Here is a 14,119-nt window from a genome sequence, read left to right as displayed (position 1 = left end):
AATAACAAATGAGTACCCCGAAATAACAAATGAGTTCGCCGAAATAACAAATGAGTTCGCCGAAATAACAAATGAGTACCCCGAAATAACAAATGAGTACCCCGAAATAACAAATGAGTTCGCCGAAATAACAAATGAGTTCGCCGAAATAACAAATGAGTACCCCGAAATAACAAATGCGTTGGCGTAGCTAGCACTTCTCTACAAGACGCGCAACCAATGGTTATCGCTGGCGATTGCTACGTGATTCTTCATTGAGTACAAGAGCCGACTGAAAGCATAAAAGCTCTTTGCAGCCGTTTAAATTGCCCCGAAAAGGTAGATTAATTAAGTATCAATATAAAAGGAGTTAAAAAAAACGCATTTTTTTAACTCTATATTCCCTATTTTATTTCAGTTTTTTCATCTGAAAATTTGCTTTCAAAATTTCATTTACTTTTTTACATACCCCAAACTCCTGTTCAAAAGCTGCACGTTAGATATAAAATTACCCTGTAATAACCTGATAATCAAGGGGGAAGAAAAAACATCCTACTTTTCCTACCTTTCTTACTTTTTATCTATAAATAGGACTTACGTATTGACGCAAAATGCAAAGTACGCAGAGCTTGAAAAACCACATCTTTTGTAGGGGCACAGCAACGCTCTGCCCCTACAGCGCGGGTTTGCCGATTATTAAAGAACAATTAATAAAGGACTGAAAATACCTGTTTTCGTGAATTTATACCATGATTAATTTGTACAGTGCGTAAGTCCTCTATAATCTTTTCCTATACATGACTAATTTCCAATCAAATGTAAAGATGAATATTAAAATTAACTTATGAAATATTTTTTATGAGATATTGATAATACACTAAAAAATTATTCACCACTAATGAGCTAGAAAATTTATTATGTCTTTTTTAAATCGGAAAAGCCGATTTTTCAGTAAGTTTAATCGCCGAGATTTAAGGACTAACCAGTTAAGTTGGCTGATTATATCTAGTATCTTTTTATTTTTAGGAACTACTGGTGGTGTGGTGCAAGTTAAAACAGCACAGAAGTCAGAGTTCACACTACAACTTTTACATACTTCCGACCAAGAAGCAGGTGTCCCAGCGCTAAAGGATGCACCAAACTTTTCGGCGGTGTTGAATGCACTCAAAAATCAGGATGCTAATCGTGATGGTAAACCTGATTATCCTAATACCTTAATCCTTTCATCTGGAGATGCTTATATTCCCAGTCCTTTCTTATTTGCCAGTGACACAGCTTTTAGTGGTCAGGGACGAGGAGATATTTTAATTCTAAATGCTCTTGGTTTTAGTGCGATCGCCTTTGGTAATCACGAATTTGACTTAGGTACGGGTGTTGTTGCCGACTTACTCCGTGCTAAAGAAGATTACCCAGGTACAAAATTTCCTTATCTCAGCACGAATCTCAACTTCAGCACTGATAAAAACCTGGCAAAATTAGTTACTACTGATGGACAAGAGGCAAGTAAAATTCCGAATAAAATTGCCCGTAGCACCATTATTACCGTCAATGGTGAAAAAATTGCTGTGGTTGGGGCGACAACTCCCACACTGCGGACTATTTCTTCTCCTGGTGGTGTAACTGTGTTACCTAAAGAATTTAATGACCGTGATGCCGCAGATATCGCCGCCTTAGCTGCTGAAATTCAAACTTCTGTTGATACACTGCTGAGAAAAAATCCCAAGATTAATAAAGTCATTTTATTGGCACACATGCAGCAAATTGCCATTGAGCAAAAGCTAGCAACATTACTCAAGGGAGTAGATATTATTGTTGCTGGTGGTTCCAATACCTTACTAGCCGACAAAACAGACCGTCTGCGAGTGAGTGATAAATCTGCTGGAACTTATCCAATCATCAAAAAAGCCGCAGATGGTAATCCGATAGCTGTAGTTAATACCGATGGTAACTATCGCTATGTTGGTCGTCTAGTAGTTAACTTTGATGCCAATGGAATGATTATTCCTAAAAGTATTGACCCCAAAATCAGCGGTGCTTATGCGACTGATTCCCAAGGTGTAGCAGCTGTAGGTGGGAAACCCGATGCCAAAATTGTCGCCATTACAGAGGCGCTCAAAAAAGTGATTATTGCCCAAGATGGTCAGATTTTTGGGAAAACCAACGTTTTCCTTAACGGCTGGCGGGGTGATGTCCGCACACAAGAAACCAATTTCGGGAATTTGACAGCCGAAGCTAATTTAGTGATCGCTAAACGATATGATCCTAAAACTGTCGTTTCTATCAAAAATGGCGGTGGTATCCGTGACAATATTGGTATATATACCTTTCCCCCAGGTTCGACTCGCTCACAGGATGTTATCAAACTACCACCCCAAGCAAATCCTGTAGCAGGCAAGAAAGAAAAAGAAATTTCTCAACTTGATATCACCAATGCTTTACGGTTTAACAATGGCTTGACTTTAGTTACTTTGAATGCTAAAGAACTACTAGCAGTGATTGAACACAGTGTAGCAGCCATAGCGCCGGGTGCTACCCCTGGCAGTTTTCCCCAAGTAGCGGGATTAGCCTTTAGCTTTGACCCAGACTTGCCAGCAGGTAAGCGTGTTAAATCCCTGGCTATCAAAGATGGGAATGGCAAAATTATTGATGTAGTGGTGAAAAATGCAGAGTTAGTGGGTGACTCTAATCGCATCTTCCGCACTGTCACCCTAAACTTCTTAGCAAGTGGTGGTGATGGCTATCCTTTTCCCAAAAGAGAGCGAGTTGATTTGACATCAAAAGATGCTGATAAAAGCGAACGCACAGGTTTAGCCACCTTTGCTGCTGATGGTTCTGAACAAGATGCATTAGCAGAATATCTGGCTGCTAACTTTAAGCAGATTCCATTTGCTCAGGAGGATGTACCACCCACCGAAGATACTCGCATTCAAAATCTGAAGTTGCGTAAAGATGTGGTGTTTTGAATCAATGGTCAGAATTCCAGTAATTGATTTCACTAATTTTACTAAGGGCAACGCAATAACTCGGCAAGCTGTCATCAAACAAATCTATGAAGCTTGTGATGAAATTGGCTTCATGTATTTGCAAAATTCGGCAATATCAAAAGACCTAATCAAACAAGCATTCACTCACAGCAAATCTTTTTTCAATTTCCCTTTAGAAGTTAAGCAAAAGCAAGCTTGGAGTGATGAATTTAGTAATATGGGTTACGTTGGGATTGAGAGAGAACGTCTTAACCCCAATAAACCAGGCGACTTAAAAGAGGCATTTAATATAAATAAACAAGCAGCTATGGGGATAGATGCTTCTATTGTCACCTTCTACGATCGTTGCACAGAATTTGCTAACACGATATTACAAGCTTATGCGTTGGCGTTAGAATTGCCAGAAGATTTTTTTACTATAAGACATAATCAACAAAATCATACCTTGCGACTATTACACTATCCCCCATCGCAGACACCAGCGAAACCCGGACAACTGCGTGCTGGTGAACATTCTGATTATGGCAGTATTACCTTACTTTTCCAAGATGACGTTGGGGGGTTGGAAGTACAGACAGCATCTGGAGAGTGGATTGCCGCACCTGCAATTCCTTATACTGTAATAGTCAATACTGGCGATTTAATGCAACAATGGACAAATCATCTATTTTGCTCAACTAAGCACCGAGTAATGATTCCCAATGATAACAGGGTGAACCAATCCCGGTATTCTATTGCTTTTTTCTGTCATCCTAATGATGATACAGAAATTGCTTGTTTGGAGACTTGCCAGAAAGAACAATTGCCTATTTATCCCCCTATCCTTGCGGGAGAATATCTTTTACAACGTTTACAAGCAACTTATGGTAATTCGTAATATTTCGACTGCGCTCAATACAAGTTCGTAATTCGTAATTACTGGACTTTAGACTAGTTCGCAGTGCGAAACTCCACTTCCTGCCAGCCTTTGATAGCACCAACAATAAAAGCACCTGCTGGGTTATCAATAGCTTTCTCAAACGCAGCTAAACCACCTTCCTTAACAGCATTTATTACTCGTTTTTTCAAGGTTGGGTTGCTTTCAATTCGATTTATGGCTTCTGCTGCTACTACCATTTGCTGTGATGTAGTAGTGGTCGGGTAAGTTTGCTCTAAGAGCTGATTCGTAAACAAAATCTTAAGATGCCATTCGCTTAACCATCAGACGAATTAATGAGCCATAAATCATGGCTTCACTTAACTCTGTGTACAACTCATAATCCTTACTCAAACGGCGAAATCGATTGAGCCACCCAAATGTCCTTTTTTATCCAAACTAATCCTTGAAATTTTGGAGCAAAAAATTCCGCCAAGGCAAGGTAGAACAAATCCCAGAGTCGTTAAAAAACCTCGTTCAAAGTTTCCAGCGAGAATTCCAATCCACAGAGGAACGGGTACTAAACTTCAACCACGCACTTTTTTTATTCTCAATACTGCTTAATTCTTAACCGAGAAGTATTGGGTCATAAGTGGCAATAACTATTTGTTGTTGCCGAGATACTCGTCTTATGGATGTAGTAATATTTCGCTGATTTAAAGTTTGTTGAACTTCCTTGTCAGCTAAAGCTATTACTGCATCTGGATAATCTTGTGGCAGACAAGGAAACACTATTTGTTGCACTTCACGACCAGCATTAATGATGACTTGCAGCATGTGGTTTTTAGCTTGTTCAACTACGGGCTGAGGAATATAAAACTCAACAGAAATTTCCTTTTGCACAAGCATCTGCTGAATATCAAACTGTCTAAGTGCTTGCTGAAATACAACTAAATTGGCAACATCAGCAACTAATTTTGGTATCGATTCAGTGGCGATCGCACAAATTCCACAAAGGGCGATCGCCAAAAATTTTAGTTAAAACCCGTCGGGGACACCCCCAGCTTCAAAAGGGATATCATCTATATGTGGTTCGGGTGGCTCATCCTTGATTTTTCCAAGCTTTTTGAGTTCATATTTTAGGTTGGCAACTTCTGAAGCTAATTTTTCTTTTTGCGCTTCAAGCTGTAGCATTTGCCTGTGGTATTCTTTGTTTAGCGATTCTCGGATTGTGCGCTCGACTGTATCCGCAAGTTGTAAGATTGCTTTTTCCTCGTCTTCCCCGGACTTAACTTCAGCAAACAGTTCTAGTAGTGCTTTTGCACTTGCTGAAGTCGTTCAGGGAGAAGTTATCTATGCTGAAGCTATTGCTAATGAAGCCTTAGCAATATCCTTTGAACTTAGAGGCGAAATTGTCTTATTTGAGGATGTTGCTACAACTGCGCTGACTCTGGCAAAAGAGGAAAAAATACGGCTTCAACAAATTAACCGTCTTGCCAACTAGATAACCCAGATAGCAGGCTTTTTACACAGAAAAACTGGGTTTCAGATCAGAGATAACAAGTTTTAATTACTCACTGGGGATTCTTTTATACCAGATGTCTAATGGACTGGAAATGCGATCGCTAATAAAGAGATGCCAACACTTTATCTGCTCCTCCTCGGAATGCAGTTGCAGCACCAGCACTCATATCCCGTGGCGCACAGATGCGATTTCTCACATAGGCGAGTGTGATAGCACCAATCGCAGCCGCAGTCGGATCGGCATTGTCTTTACCACCCACACGTCCCCACGGTAATGCTGCACCATTGCCATTGACGAGATAGTCAGCCAGCAATCTGAGGTGAAAATCAACCGCTTCTTTAACGGCTGTTGTGTCGCCATTAACCGCCAATGCTTGCACCCCAGAGTTTTTTAGAATATCTCCTAAAGCAACTTCTCGGTTATCAGTCAACCTCTCAGCCGCTTCTGCCCGAAATTGGATTTCTTGGCTAACAGCTGGGTCAGGGGGTAAGGGATTGCCGATTGGTGTTACGCCCCACCGACGACGCAAAAGTAAATTGTTGGTGGTATCATCCGATTTGACGCGGTGATAAGCGGGGCGCTGTTTGAGCGCTTCAAACCAAGCATTGATCCGAGGATAGCGGGGATTTCCCTTGAGTTGATATCCCCGATAAACGGGTAAGTTAGCTGCCAATCTGTCTAAATGGGGACTATAGGTAATATCTACCACGCTAAATGTTGACAAAAAGTATGGGCCAGGATACTTTCCGAGAAGTTGCTCCAGTTCATCTAATTTCGCTTCAAAAGCTGCCTGTAAGCTTGCTAATTCATTCGGATCTTCCGGGGCTTGTCTGAGAAATTTGTAAGCGATATCTCTCACACCATTGGTTTCAGCATCATCAAGCCACTGCCTAGCAACGGCGTTTTCTTCTGGGTTTTCAGGGAGCAAGGTTGGCCCAAATCGTTCTTCTAAGGCTAACAGAATATCTTTGGATTCATAAACTAACTTGTCTTCAATTTTCGCTGCTGGGACAAGGGTTGTGGGAACTAAATCGGTATACCATTTAGGCTTGTTGCTCAAGTCGATAAACTCTGTTGCAAAGGGAATTTCTTTTTCTTCGAGAGCAAACCAAACTCGTTCGCAAAATGGACACCAAGAGTTAGTATCGCGGTAGAGCAGTACTGGCGGTTCTGTATCTGGTGGCAGTTTATGAAGACTGCTAGGGATGGGAGCGGTAGAAGGAGATTGCCCTGGTCTACGCACCCGTCGAGCCGGAGTATTTTTTTGGGCAATTTCTAACAGTTCTTCCCAATTAGGTACTGTGTCTTGAATTGACATATTTCACCTTAGTTTAAGTTAACTTTATTTGAACAAATGAGTCAAGAGTTAGAAGTTATATCATTGGTTATTAAGTTTATTATCTCTTGAGGATAGTAATTTAGACGGTCGAATAGAAATATAAAAAGTGGCATGAAAAATTTATCTGTCACCGTTTATAAGTTCAATCTAAAGTATGCATAGATGTGTACTACAACGCAAAGCAGCAAACTTTTTCTAGATAGCAGACTTCAAGCTATAGACTAGTATGTTTACAGCTTTTAAATAGATAACAATCTGAGCTTTTGAACTTTCATTATAAGTAGGTGGGTGTAAATATTTGTCGTTGGGATAAAGCAGGAGGCAGGAGAGAAGAGGGTTTTAGCCTCGTTTATTTTTGTTAACATAGTTTGGTTTTATTCTGCCGACATACTTAAGCTACGGTAAATACATAAATTTACCGGAGTTAATGGTAATTATCACATGAAAATAGTTTGAAAGCAAGATTTTGCAATTTTATCGAGTGTAGCCCAAGAGTGAAGCACCCCATCCAATGAAGGCGCTACCAAAGACTAGCCATGCAGCATTGATGCGAAAGTGAATAGCTAAAATAGCTGAGACGATCGCGATCGCTAAACCGAGAAAATCTACAAATGGGTGTTGTGGTAATGTTAAAGTCGCTGCCCCCAGTTGCAGAGTAGTAACAACCATTAGCGCTACAGCACTAACATTCACAGCATCCAAAAATGCTCTAGTCCAAGAAGAGGCTTGTAAGCGGGGGATTAGGGGATTTAGGGCAGCAACGAAAACAAAAGAAGGTAGAAAAATTCCAATGGTGGCAACAATTGCGCCAGGTATGCCAGCAATGACATAACCGATAAACGTAGCAGTGGAAAGTACTGGTCCAGGCGTAAATTGACCAATTGCGATCGCATCTAATAATTGTTGTTGTGTCAGCCAGCCGTGTTCTTGAACTAATCCCCCTTGCAGAAAAGCTACTAAAAGGTAGCCACCACCAAATAAGACACTACCGACTTTGAGAAAAAACCAACCCAATTGCCATAAAGAAACGTTGTTTACAGTAGATGCAGTAGCTACCGATGCTGCAAATACAGCTGATACTTTCAAAGTTGCACCTGTGATGAGACTAGCAATCAGAAAGTTGGCTTTATCTCCTGGTTTGTCGTTTTTCTCGCCAGAATGTAACCAAACCATACCCAGCAATCCCCCAATTAATAGGGCAATTACTTCATTTAATTTGAATAACAATGTTAGCAATGCCACAGCAAAAGCGATTACTAGTAATTGGCGAGTTTTCACAGCCTTTTTTGCCAAGCCCCACAGGGCATTGATGATGATTGCTAAAACAGCCGGTTTAATGCCATAAAGTAAAGGAGCGACTTGGGGTAGAGTGCCGTAAGCAACATAAACCCAAGCAAACCCACCAGTAATCAGAACCGCAGGTAAGACGAAACAAACGCCTGACACAATCAGCCCCAGCCATCCTGCATAGATGTATCCTATATGGATAGCCATTTCTGTAGAATTTGGCCCAGGAATTAGGTTAGTTGCGCCCAGCAAATCCAGAAAATGCTCCCTTGTCAACCACTGACGACGTTTAACCACTTCATCTTCAATCATGGCAATATGGGCAACTGGGCCCCCAAAGCCGATGACGCCCAGTTTAAAAAATAGGTTGGCGAGTTCACCCAAACGACTTGGTGCTGAGTTAGTCATTTTTGCTTGGCAATATACTTTTCAAGTAAGAATTGCTTGAGGTGCGGTTGTTCTAAATTTAAACCAAGCTCTTGCGCTTTCTGACTAATTTCCTCATAAGTTAGACCTTCACTAATAGCATTGGCAATCAAGGCAATACCACCAGCCCTTGCTCCAGCAGCACAATGAATTAAGATTGGTTTGGGTAAGTTCTCAATCTCCTGAATTGCTAATTCTGTTTGCTCTTGATTTGGTTCTGAAGGCTTTAATGGGACATTGGCATATTGCAGTCCAGCCGCTTGAGCTTGCTGCTGTTCGTCACTGAGAAAACCTGCTTCATCGGGAGAACGCAGATTCAGCACTGACTTAAATCCCTCTTGGGCTGCCTGTTTTAACTCCTCAGAAGTTAGTTGAGGAGCAGCGCTCAAATCATCACTAACTTTTTTAGTGTTGCTCATAATCTTTAAACACACTTTTTCGATAGCTTTATCGTAGTTTATTCTGTAATGGCTGGCTGTATGCCTACTGGGTGCGATCGCGTGAAAAATACTGACCGACAGCAAAATCTATAACAACGGTTTCATGTTGCTACACTTGAACCGAGCAGACTGGCATCATGAAAGTGCGATCGCATCGCAGTCGGGCATAGCCAGCAAAAGCAGAACGTTTTCGTCAATATAGTAAATAATTCTTCGCCTGTCCGGTGATGCTGGACGTTAGGGCTGAACTTCGCGCAGCCGACGCTCCAGAAAGCGGCGTTCGCTGTCATTTGTAACCAGCATGAGCGCGAGCGCGTAGCTCTGTGCGGCTGACACTGAGGCTCCGATGCGGCGCAGCATCTCGGCACGGCTGGCGTGAAATAGATGGTAGCCATTAAGTTGGGGAGCAAGCCCATCAATGAGTTCGAGGGCCGTCTGAGGAGTCTCTATCATTGAGATCGCCACCGCCCGGTTCAGCGAAATAATCGGCGAGGGCTGCAAGCGTTCGAGCAAATCGTAGAAGCGGACAATTTGTAACCAGTCTGTTTCTTCTGCTTGTGCTGCCTGACAATGTAGTGCGGCGATCGCTGCTTGCACTGCAAACGAACCAATCTCGACCCGCAATGTCTCTTCAACGAGCGGTAGCGCCTCAGCAATCTGCTGTTGGTTCCAGCGACGACGATCCTGATCTTCGAGTAACACCAGATCGCCTGCCTCATCCAAACGGGCATCGCGCCGGGAGTCGTGCAGCAACATCAGCGCCAAAAGTGCAGTCACTTCTGAGGGCGGTTGCGGTGCCATCAACGTCCTCACGAGGCGACCCAGCCGAATCGCTTCTGTGCAGAGGTCAGCCCTCACCATCGTCTCGCCCCTAGTCGTCGCGTAGCCCTCATTGAAAATCAGATAGATCGCCGTCAGCACTGCGTTTACCCGCACAGACAGATCGGTTGTGTCCGGCACTTTATAGGGAATACCTGCATCCCGAATCTTGCGCTTGGCACGCACTAGCCGTTGCGCCATCGTTGCCGTGGGCACGAGAAACGCCCGCGCAATTTCATCTGTCTCAAGTCCACCCAACAGCCGCAGCGTCAAAGCAACCTGCGCCTCGATCGCCAGTGCTGGGTGGCAGCAAGTAAAGATCAGCCGCAGCCGATCGTCTGGAATTTCGTCTGTGTCATAAGTTGGCTCCTCGCGGGTTGGAATCAACCCGGAGGCGGCGTACCATTCCAGTTTTTCCGTCAGCCGTGTTCGCCGTCGCAGGCGATCAATGGCTTTGTATCGGGCTGTTTTGATGATCCATGCACAGGGGAGATCGGGCACGCCGCTGGACTGCCATTGATTCACGGCGGCTATAAAGGCTTCCTGTACCGCTTCTTCAGCCACATCGAAATCCCCCACCAACCGGATGAGGATGGCGACGATCCGTCCCCATTCAGCCCGGTAAAGGGAGGCGATCGCTTGTTTTACGTCTGTTTTTGCGTTTGGGATTATACCTGACATAAAAAATTTTTGGCGAGGTGTCGATTTGAGGCAGCACCGTTCGACTTACTAACAAAGGGAAACAACGGAGGTATACCCCGATCGTACTAAATGATAAAAATTTTTGGTGGAGTGTCGATTTGAGTCAGCACCGTTCGACTTACTAACAAAGGGAAACAACGGAGGTATACCCCGATGAAATATTTGCTGCTGATTTACCTGGAGGAAAATGCCCTGAGCCAAACCGAACGGGAACATTGTTATGTAGAATCCGCGCAACTGGCACAACAACTCAACTCCAAGGGGCAGTATCTTGCGACCGCCCCGCTCCACCCTGTCGCAACTGCAACCAGCATTCGGGTGCGCGACGGCAAATCGCTAGTAACTGACGGGCCGTTCGCAGAAACCCGCGAACAATTGGGCGGTTTTTTTCTGATTAATGCTCAGGATCTCGACGAAGCGATCGCAATCGCCGCGCGGATTCCAGGCGCGAGCGTCGGCACCGTTGAAATTCGACCTGTAATTGAAGTTGCAGGCTTGCCAGAGAATTTGTAACTGCACTCAACCTCAACCCAAAAGGAGAGATAACGATGACAACCAAAAGCACGATCGCAACTAACGAAGTTCAGATTCGCCAACTAATTGCCGAGCAACAACGTGCCATCTGCACCAAGGATGTTGAGCAAATCATGTCCCATTATGCCACTGAGGTCATCGTCTTCGATGTTAAACCTCCCTTCCAAACCCAAGGAAAAGATGCTTGGGGTCAAGTGTGGTCAGAATGTTTGCCTTACTTCCCCGACACCTTTGAGATTGAAACACGAGACCTCAAGATTACCGTCAGTGAAGACTTAGCAGTTGCACATTGGCTATTTCGCTTCACAGGAACCCAAGACCATCCAGCAATGCAGACGTGGATGCGCGTCACCGCTGTCTGCCAGAAAAATCAAGGCGAATGGCAGATATTACACGAACATCTCTCGGTTCCATTCGATCCAGAGACTTCTCAAGCTGTATTCACGCTCAACCCATAGCCCAATCTACTGAGCCAACGCCATGAAACTCAATCCTTATCTCATGTTCAACGGCAACTGTGAAGCAGCGTTCAAGTTCTATGAACACTGTCTTGGCGGCAAAATTGTCATGATGATGACCCACAAAGATGCACCCTCAGCCGAGCATATACCTGCCGGATGGCATGACAAAATCATGCACGTCTGCCTCGATCTGGGCGATCGCCTCTTAATGGGGTCTGACAGTCCGCCTGGATATTTTGAAACACCCCAAGGCTTTTACGTGCAAATCAGCGTTGACGAGCCAGCGGAGGCAGAACGCATCTTTCAGACCCTGGCAGAAAACGGAAAAGTGAAGATGCCGATCGATCAAACCTTTTGGTCTGTCCGCTTTGGTATGTTGGTCGATCAATTCGGTATTCCGTGGATGGTCAACTGCCAGAAAACTGCTTGACTTGTGGGGAGGTGCTTATGGGCATCTTCCCTAGAGTAAAACCTCAGCGCTTTTTCGCCGCTCCTTCACTGTGGAATAATTCAAAAGAAGAACCCATGAGTACTCAAATTTTTGTTAATCTGCCAGTCAAAAACCTCAATCAATCGATCGAGTTCTTTACTCAACTCGGCTTTGAGTTTAATTCTCAATTTACTGACGAAACTTCCACCTGTATGATTGTGTCCGAAAACATTTTCGTCATGCTCTTGACCCATGAGAAGTTTAAGACGTTTACTCCCAAAGAAATTTGTGATGCCACAAAAAGCACAGAAGTGCTTGTGTGTTTATCTTCTGATAGCCGAGAACAAGTCGATGAAATAGTTCGCAAGGCTGTCGCCGCTGGTGGAACAACCTACAATGAACCGCAAGATCACGGTTTTATGTATGGACATGGATTTGCTGACTTAGATAGCCACATTTGGGAAATTATCTACATGGAGCCAAGCGCAATAAGTCAAGGTTGAAAATGCAATGTTTGAGGAATTCCCATTCAGATGCGATATAACGTTGTACAGCATCTGAATGGGAACCGCTATAGCTGTAATACAAAAATGCAAATACTCCTACCTTCTTCAAATAGCTCTTTGCCGCACATGTCGCCCATCAAACCCTTGCTTAATCCAATTCAGACATTCATATTCAGATTTGAATAACTTTGGAGCTGCAATATTATTCAATAACTCTGGTGGGTAATGGTCATAAAAATATTTATCTCCTTCTTGGAAGATGATAATCAAATTGTTCCGATAAATGTAGCGAGACTTAAAACTATCCCCTCGATGAACAAACTCGGAATTTTGCTCGATATGCTCTTTAGCAATATCAATGATATTACTAACGTCACTTCCACAGATTCCTGCTGGATTTCCTGCTTTGTGAAATTGGCTTCTGTGCCCAATTTCAGATAGCATTTTATACGAATAAATTTCGTAATTATCCGCTTTACCAAAAACAAATGGAATTATGAGATATCCTTTATATGAGACTGATTTTTCATAAAGAAGACGACTCATCTCAACCTCCTTTTGTGGAATTGCTCTGAAAAAATTCGCTTTAACAGAAAAATATTACAACACCAATTGTCTACTAAATACGATCACCATAAACTGAGCTGATTAGGGGGATGCTCAAGGTTATTCCAAGGTAGGGGTAGAACTAGTGTACCATTTTGTTCCAATAGCTGTTGGAAGTGACGGGCTGTGTTGGGCGATCGCGCTTCTATTGGACAATGGACAAAGAAATAAATTTGCACTCCCATCTGTAACCATTGCTGAATCTGCCTCACCCACTCTTCCATAAATGGCTGATTCACTGATAAATTCGGATGAGAAATAAACCGAATCAGAGTAAAAGGTGCTGTTACACTCAATTGCAACGGTAATTTAGGTTTGCGTCGTTCCGATTGTAATTGGGGATCGTCATCTCCAGTATAAATGGGGCGCGAGTCTAACAGTACCCTTCCGACACCTAACTTTTCTAAAAGCGCCGTCAAATTACTAGCATGGGGTTCCTTAAACCAGTCAGGATGGCGAACTTCCACTGCTAGGGGTGCTTCTGTACGTGGCCAAGCTTCCAGAAAGTTGGACAAATCGTCAAGTAATGCAGGTGCATAGCTGGGTGGTAACTGGGCAAAGATTGGGCCAAGATGCTTACCTAAAGGGCGCATCCCCTCCAGAAATTTTAAAGCAGCTGGAATATAAGGTTTTAGCAACCCTTGATGGGTAATATCTCGCGGTAATTTTAGACAAAATTCAAAACCTGCTGGTGTTTCAGCAGCCCAACGGGTTACAGTTTCTTGGTTAGGCACGGCATAAAAGGTGGTATTACCTTCTACAGTAGTGAAGCGACGACTGTAGAGATGGAGAAAATCGGCAGTGCGAGTACCTTGGGGATAGAGTTCGCCTACCCAACCTTTATATGCCCAAACAGCACAACCGATAAAAAAGTTCACAGTGCCTACAACCCTTGATGTATCTTCAATTTTACACGTAGGTTGTAGGGATGGATGAAGCGAGGTCAAATTCCCGACTTGTTAAAATCACAGATTTTTTTCTCAAAATGCTTGATTGCTTTCTCATTTCAGTAGATTTAGCAAGCAAAAAGGCATATTGCTTTCTCAAAATGCTTGATTGCTTTCTCATTTCGGTAGATTCAGCAAGCGAAAAGGCATATTGCTTTCTCATTTGGGTAGATCGCGTATTCATTTTAGTGTTTTAAGCAAGCAAATAGGCATATAGCAGTTTTGAATTGCATTGCATAAGAGTAATTTATGCACCAATACGTTTCAGTTAAGGGTTA

General features: G+C 43.2%; 17 protein-coding genes and 1 pseudogene. 7 read left to right on the top strand and 11 right to left on the bottom strand.

The window, feature by feature from the left end; genetic code table 11:
* Positions 1 to 197 (bottom strand): hypothetical protein (locus V7K60_RS22345; RefSeq protein WP_334928446.1); only part of this gene is annotated, 197 nt, incomplete at its 3' end.
* Between the two features lie 699 nt (positions 198 to 896).
* Here V7K60_RS22345 and V7K60_RS22340 point away from each other — a divergent pair.
* A complete protein-coding gene (locus V7K60_RS22340) occupies positions 897 to 2,942 on the top strand; it encodes a bifunctional metallophosphatase/5'-nucleotidase (RefSeq protein ID WP_334928445.1) in 2,046 nt (681 codons plus the stop codon).
* Positions 2,943 to 2,946: 4 nt separating this feature from the next.
* The gene (locus V7K60_RS22335; protein WP_334928444.1) at positions 2,947 to 3,840 is read left to right on the top strand and encodes an isopenicillin N synthase family dioxygenase; all 894 of its coding nucleotides are present in this window, start codon (positions 2,947 to 2,949) and stop codon (positions 3,838 to 3,840) included.
* 53 nt (positions 3,841 to 3,893) lie between these two features.
* Here the strand turns inward: V7K60_RS22335 and V7K60_RS22330 are convergent, their stop codons facing one another.
* The 4 genes and pseudogenes from V7K60_RS22330 to V7K60_RS22315 form a co-directional block, all read right to left on the bottom strand.
* Positions 3,894 to 4,136, bottom strand: a complete 243-nt coding sequence (locus V7K60_RS22330) for a hypothetical protein (protein WP_334928442.1) — start codon at positions 4,134 to 4,136, stop codon at positions 3,894 to 3,896.
* A 4-nt stretch (positions 4,137 to 4,140) separates the two neighbouring features.
* A pseudogene (locus V7K60_RS22325) lies at positions 4,141 to 4,269 on the bottom strand (IS5/IS1182 family transposase); the annotation flags it as partial.
* Between the two features lie 177 nt (positions 4,270 to 4,446).
* On the bottom strand, positions 4,447 to 4,848 hold the full coding sequence (locus tag V7K60_RS22320; RefSeq protein ID WP_334928440.1) for a hypothetical protein: 402 nt from the start codon (positions 4,846 to 4,848) through the stop codon (positions 4,447 to 4,449).
* 9 nt (positions 4,849 to 4,857) lie between these two features.
* Positions 4,858 to 5,013, bottom strand: a complete 156-nt coding sequence (locus V7K60_RS22315; RefSeq protein ID WP_334928439.1) for a hypothetical protein — start codon at positions 5,011 to 5,013, stop codon at positions 4,858 to 4,860.
* Between the two features lie 16 nt (positions 5,014 to 5,029).
* On the opposite strand from V7K60_RS22315, the gene V7K60_RS22310 reads away from it, so the two are divergent.
* Complete coding sequence (locus V7K60_RS22310) at positions 5,030 to 5,323, top strand: hypothetical protein (RefSeq protein ID WP_334928437.1); 294 nt, start codon at positions 5,030 to 5,032, stop codon at positions 5,321 to 5,323.
* 121 nt (positions 5,324 to 5,444) lie between these two features.
* Here V7K60_RS22310 and V7K60_RS22305 read toward each other — a convergent pair whose 3' ends face one another.
* From V7K60_RS22305 to V7K60_RS22290, 4 genes are all read right to left on the bottom strand, one after another.
* Positions 5,445 to 6,662 (bottom strand): glutathione S-transferase family protein, encoded by a 1,218-nt coding sequence (locus V7K60_RS22305; RefSeq protein WP_334928435.1) that lies wholly within the window; start codon positions 6,660 to 6,662, stop codon positions 5,445 to 5,447.
* A gap of 495 nt (positions 6,663 to 7,157) precedes the next feature.
* Entirely contained in the window at positions 7,158 to 8,378 is a 1,221-nt protein-coding gene (gene chrA / locus V7K60_RS22300) for a chromate efflux transporter (protein ID WP_334928433.1), read from the bottom strand.
* Positions 8,375 to 8,815 (bottom strand): beta-lactamase hydrolase domain-containing protein, encoded by a 441-nt coding sequence (locus tag V7K60_RS22295; protein ID WP_334928431.1) that lies wholly within the window; start codon positions 8,813 to 8,815, stop codon positions 8,375 to 8,377. Before V7K60_RS22295 ends, chrA begins: the two co-directional genes overlap by 4 nt.
* Positions 8,816 to 9,073: 258 nt before the next feature.
* Complete coding sequence (locus V7K60_RS22290; RefSeq protein ID WP_334928429.1) at positions 9,074 to 10,336, bottom strand: RNA polymerase sigma factor; 1,263 nt, start codon at positions 10,334 to 10,336, stop codon at positions 9,074 to 9,076.
* 174 nt (positions 10,337 to 10,510) lie between these two features.
* Here V7K60_RS22290 and V7K60_RS22285 point away from each other — a divergent pair, with 174 nt between their 5' ends.
* The 4 genes from V7K60_RS22285 to V7K60_RS22270 all read left to right on the top strand — a co-directional run bounded on the left by V7K60_RS22285 (position 10,511) and on the right by V7K60_RS22270 (position 12,285).
* On the top strand, positions 10,511 to 10,870 hold the full coding sequence (locus V7K60_RS22285; protein ID WP_334928428.1) for a YciI family protein: 360 nt from the start codon (positions 10,511 to 10,513) through the stop codon (positions 10,868 to 10,870).
* A gap of 35 nt (positions 10,871 to 10,905) precedes the next feature.
* Positions 10,906 to 11,349: a YybH family protein gene (locus tag V7K60_RS22280; protein ID WP_334928426.1), complete on the top strand. Its 444-nt coding sequence runs from the start codon at positions 10,906 to 10,908 to the stop codon at positions 11,347 to 11,349.
* Positions 11,350 to 11,371: 22 nt separating this feature from the next.
* Positions 11,372 to 11,782 carry a VOC family protein gene (locus tag V7K60_RS22275; protein ID WP_334928424.1) on the top strand — a complete coding sequence of 137 codons (411 nt, stop codon included), beginning with the start codon at positions 11,372 to 11,374 and terminating at the stop codon, positions 11,780 to 11,782.
* 95 nt (positions 11,783 to 11,877) lie between these two features.
* Positions 11,878 to 12,285 carry a VOC family protein gene (locus tag V7K60_RS22270; RefSeq protein WP_334928422.1) on the top strand — a complete coding sequence of 136 codons (408 nt, stop codon included), beginning with the start codon at positions 11,878 to 11,880 and terminating at the stop codon, positions 12,283 to 12,285.
* Positions 12,286 to 12,393: 108 nt separating this feature from the next.
* Here V7K60_RS22270 and V7K60_RS22265 read toward each other — a convergent pair whose 3' ends face one another.
* Together V7K60_RS22265 and V7K60_RS22260 are read right to left on the bottom strand one after the other, a co-directional pair.
* Entirely contained in the window at positions 12,394 to 12,834 is a 441-nt protein-coding gene (locus tag V7K60_RS22265; protein ID WP_334928420.1) for a hypothetical protein, read from the bottom strand.
* Between the two features lie 83 nt (positions 12,835 to 12,917).
* Positions 12,918 to 13,772, bottom strand: a complete 855-nt coding sequence (locus tag V7K60_RS22260; RefSeq protein ID WP_334928419.1) for a DUF72 domain-containing protein — start codon at positions 13,770 to 13,772, stop codon at positions 12,918 to 12,920.
* Positions 13,773 to 14,119 lie beyond the last annotated feature (347 nt).

The organism is Nostoc sp. (assembly GCF_036917555.1).
GTDB lineage: Bacteria > Cyanobacteriota > Cyanobacteriia > Cyanobacteriales > Nostocaceae > Nostoc.
This window is presented reverse-complemented; position numbering and strand designations above follow the sequence as displayed.

Bases quoted from the DNA above. Each gene is read 5' to 3' on its own strand.
- V7K60_RS22340 (WP_334928445.1), top strand. From the start codon at position 897: ATGTCTTTTTTAAATCGGAAAAGCCGATTTTTCAGTAAGTTTAATCGC.
- V7K60_RS22335 (WP_334928444.1), top strand. From the start codon at position 2,947: ATGGTCAGAATTCCAGTAATTGATTTCACTAATTTTACTAAGGGCAAC.
- V7K60_RS22315 (WP_334928439.1), bottom strand. From the start codon at position 5,013: ATGCTACAGCTTGAAGCGCAAAAAGAAAAATTAGCTTCAGAAGTTGCC.
- V7K60_RS22305 (WP_334928435.1), bottom strand. From the start codon at position 6,662: ATGTCAATTCAAGACACAGTACCTAATTGGGAAGAACTGTTAGAAATT.
- chrA (WP_334928433.1), bottom strand. From the start codon at position 8,378: ATGACTAACTCAGCACCAAGTCGTTTGGGTGAACTCGCCAACCTATTT.
- V7K60_RS22295 (WP_334928431.1), bottom strand. From the start codon at position 8,815: ATGAGCAACACTAAAAAAGTTAGTGATGATTTGAGCGCTGCTCCTCAA.
- V7K60_RS22290 (WP_334928429.1), bottom strand. From the start codon at position 10,336: ATGTCAGGTATAATCCCAAACGCAAAAACAGACGTAAAACAAGCGATC.
- V7K60_RS22285 (WP_334928428.1), top strand. From the start codon at position 10,511: ATGAAATATTTGCTGCTGATTTACCTGGAGGAAAATGCCCTGAGCCAA.
- V7K60_RS22280 (WP_334928426.1), top strand. From the start codon at position 10,906: ATGACAACCAAAAGCACGATCGCAACTAACGAAGTTCAGATTCGCCAA.
- V7K60_RS22275 (WP_334928424.1), top strand. From the start codon at position 11,372: ATGAAACTCAATCCTTATCTCATGTTCAACGGCAACTGTGAAGCAGCG.
- V7K60_RS22270 (WP_334928422.1), top strand. From the start codon at position 11,878: ATGAGTACTCAAATTTTTGTTAATCTGCCAGTCAAAAACCTCAATCAA.
- V7K60_RS22265 (WP_334928420.1), bottom strand. From the start codon at position 12,834: ATGAGTCGTCTTCTTTATGAAAAATCAGTCTCATATAAAGGATATCTC.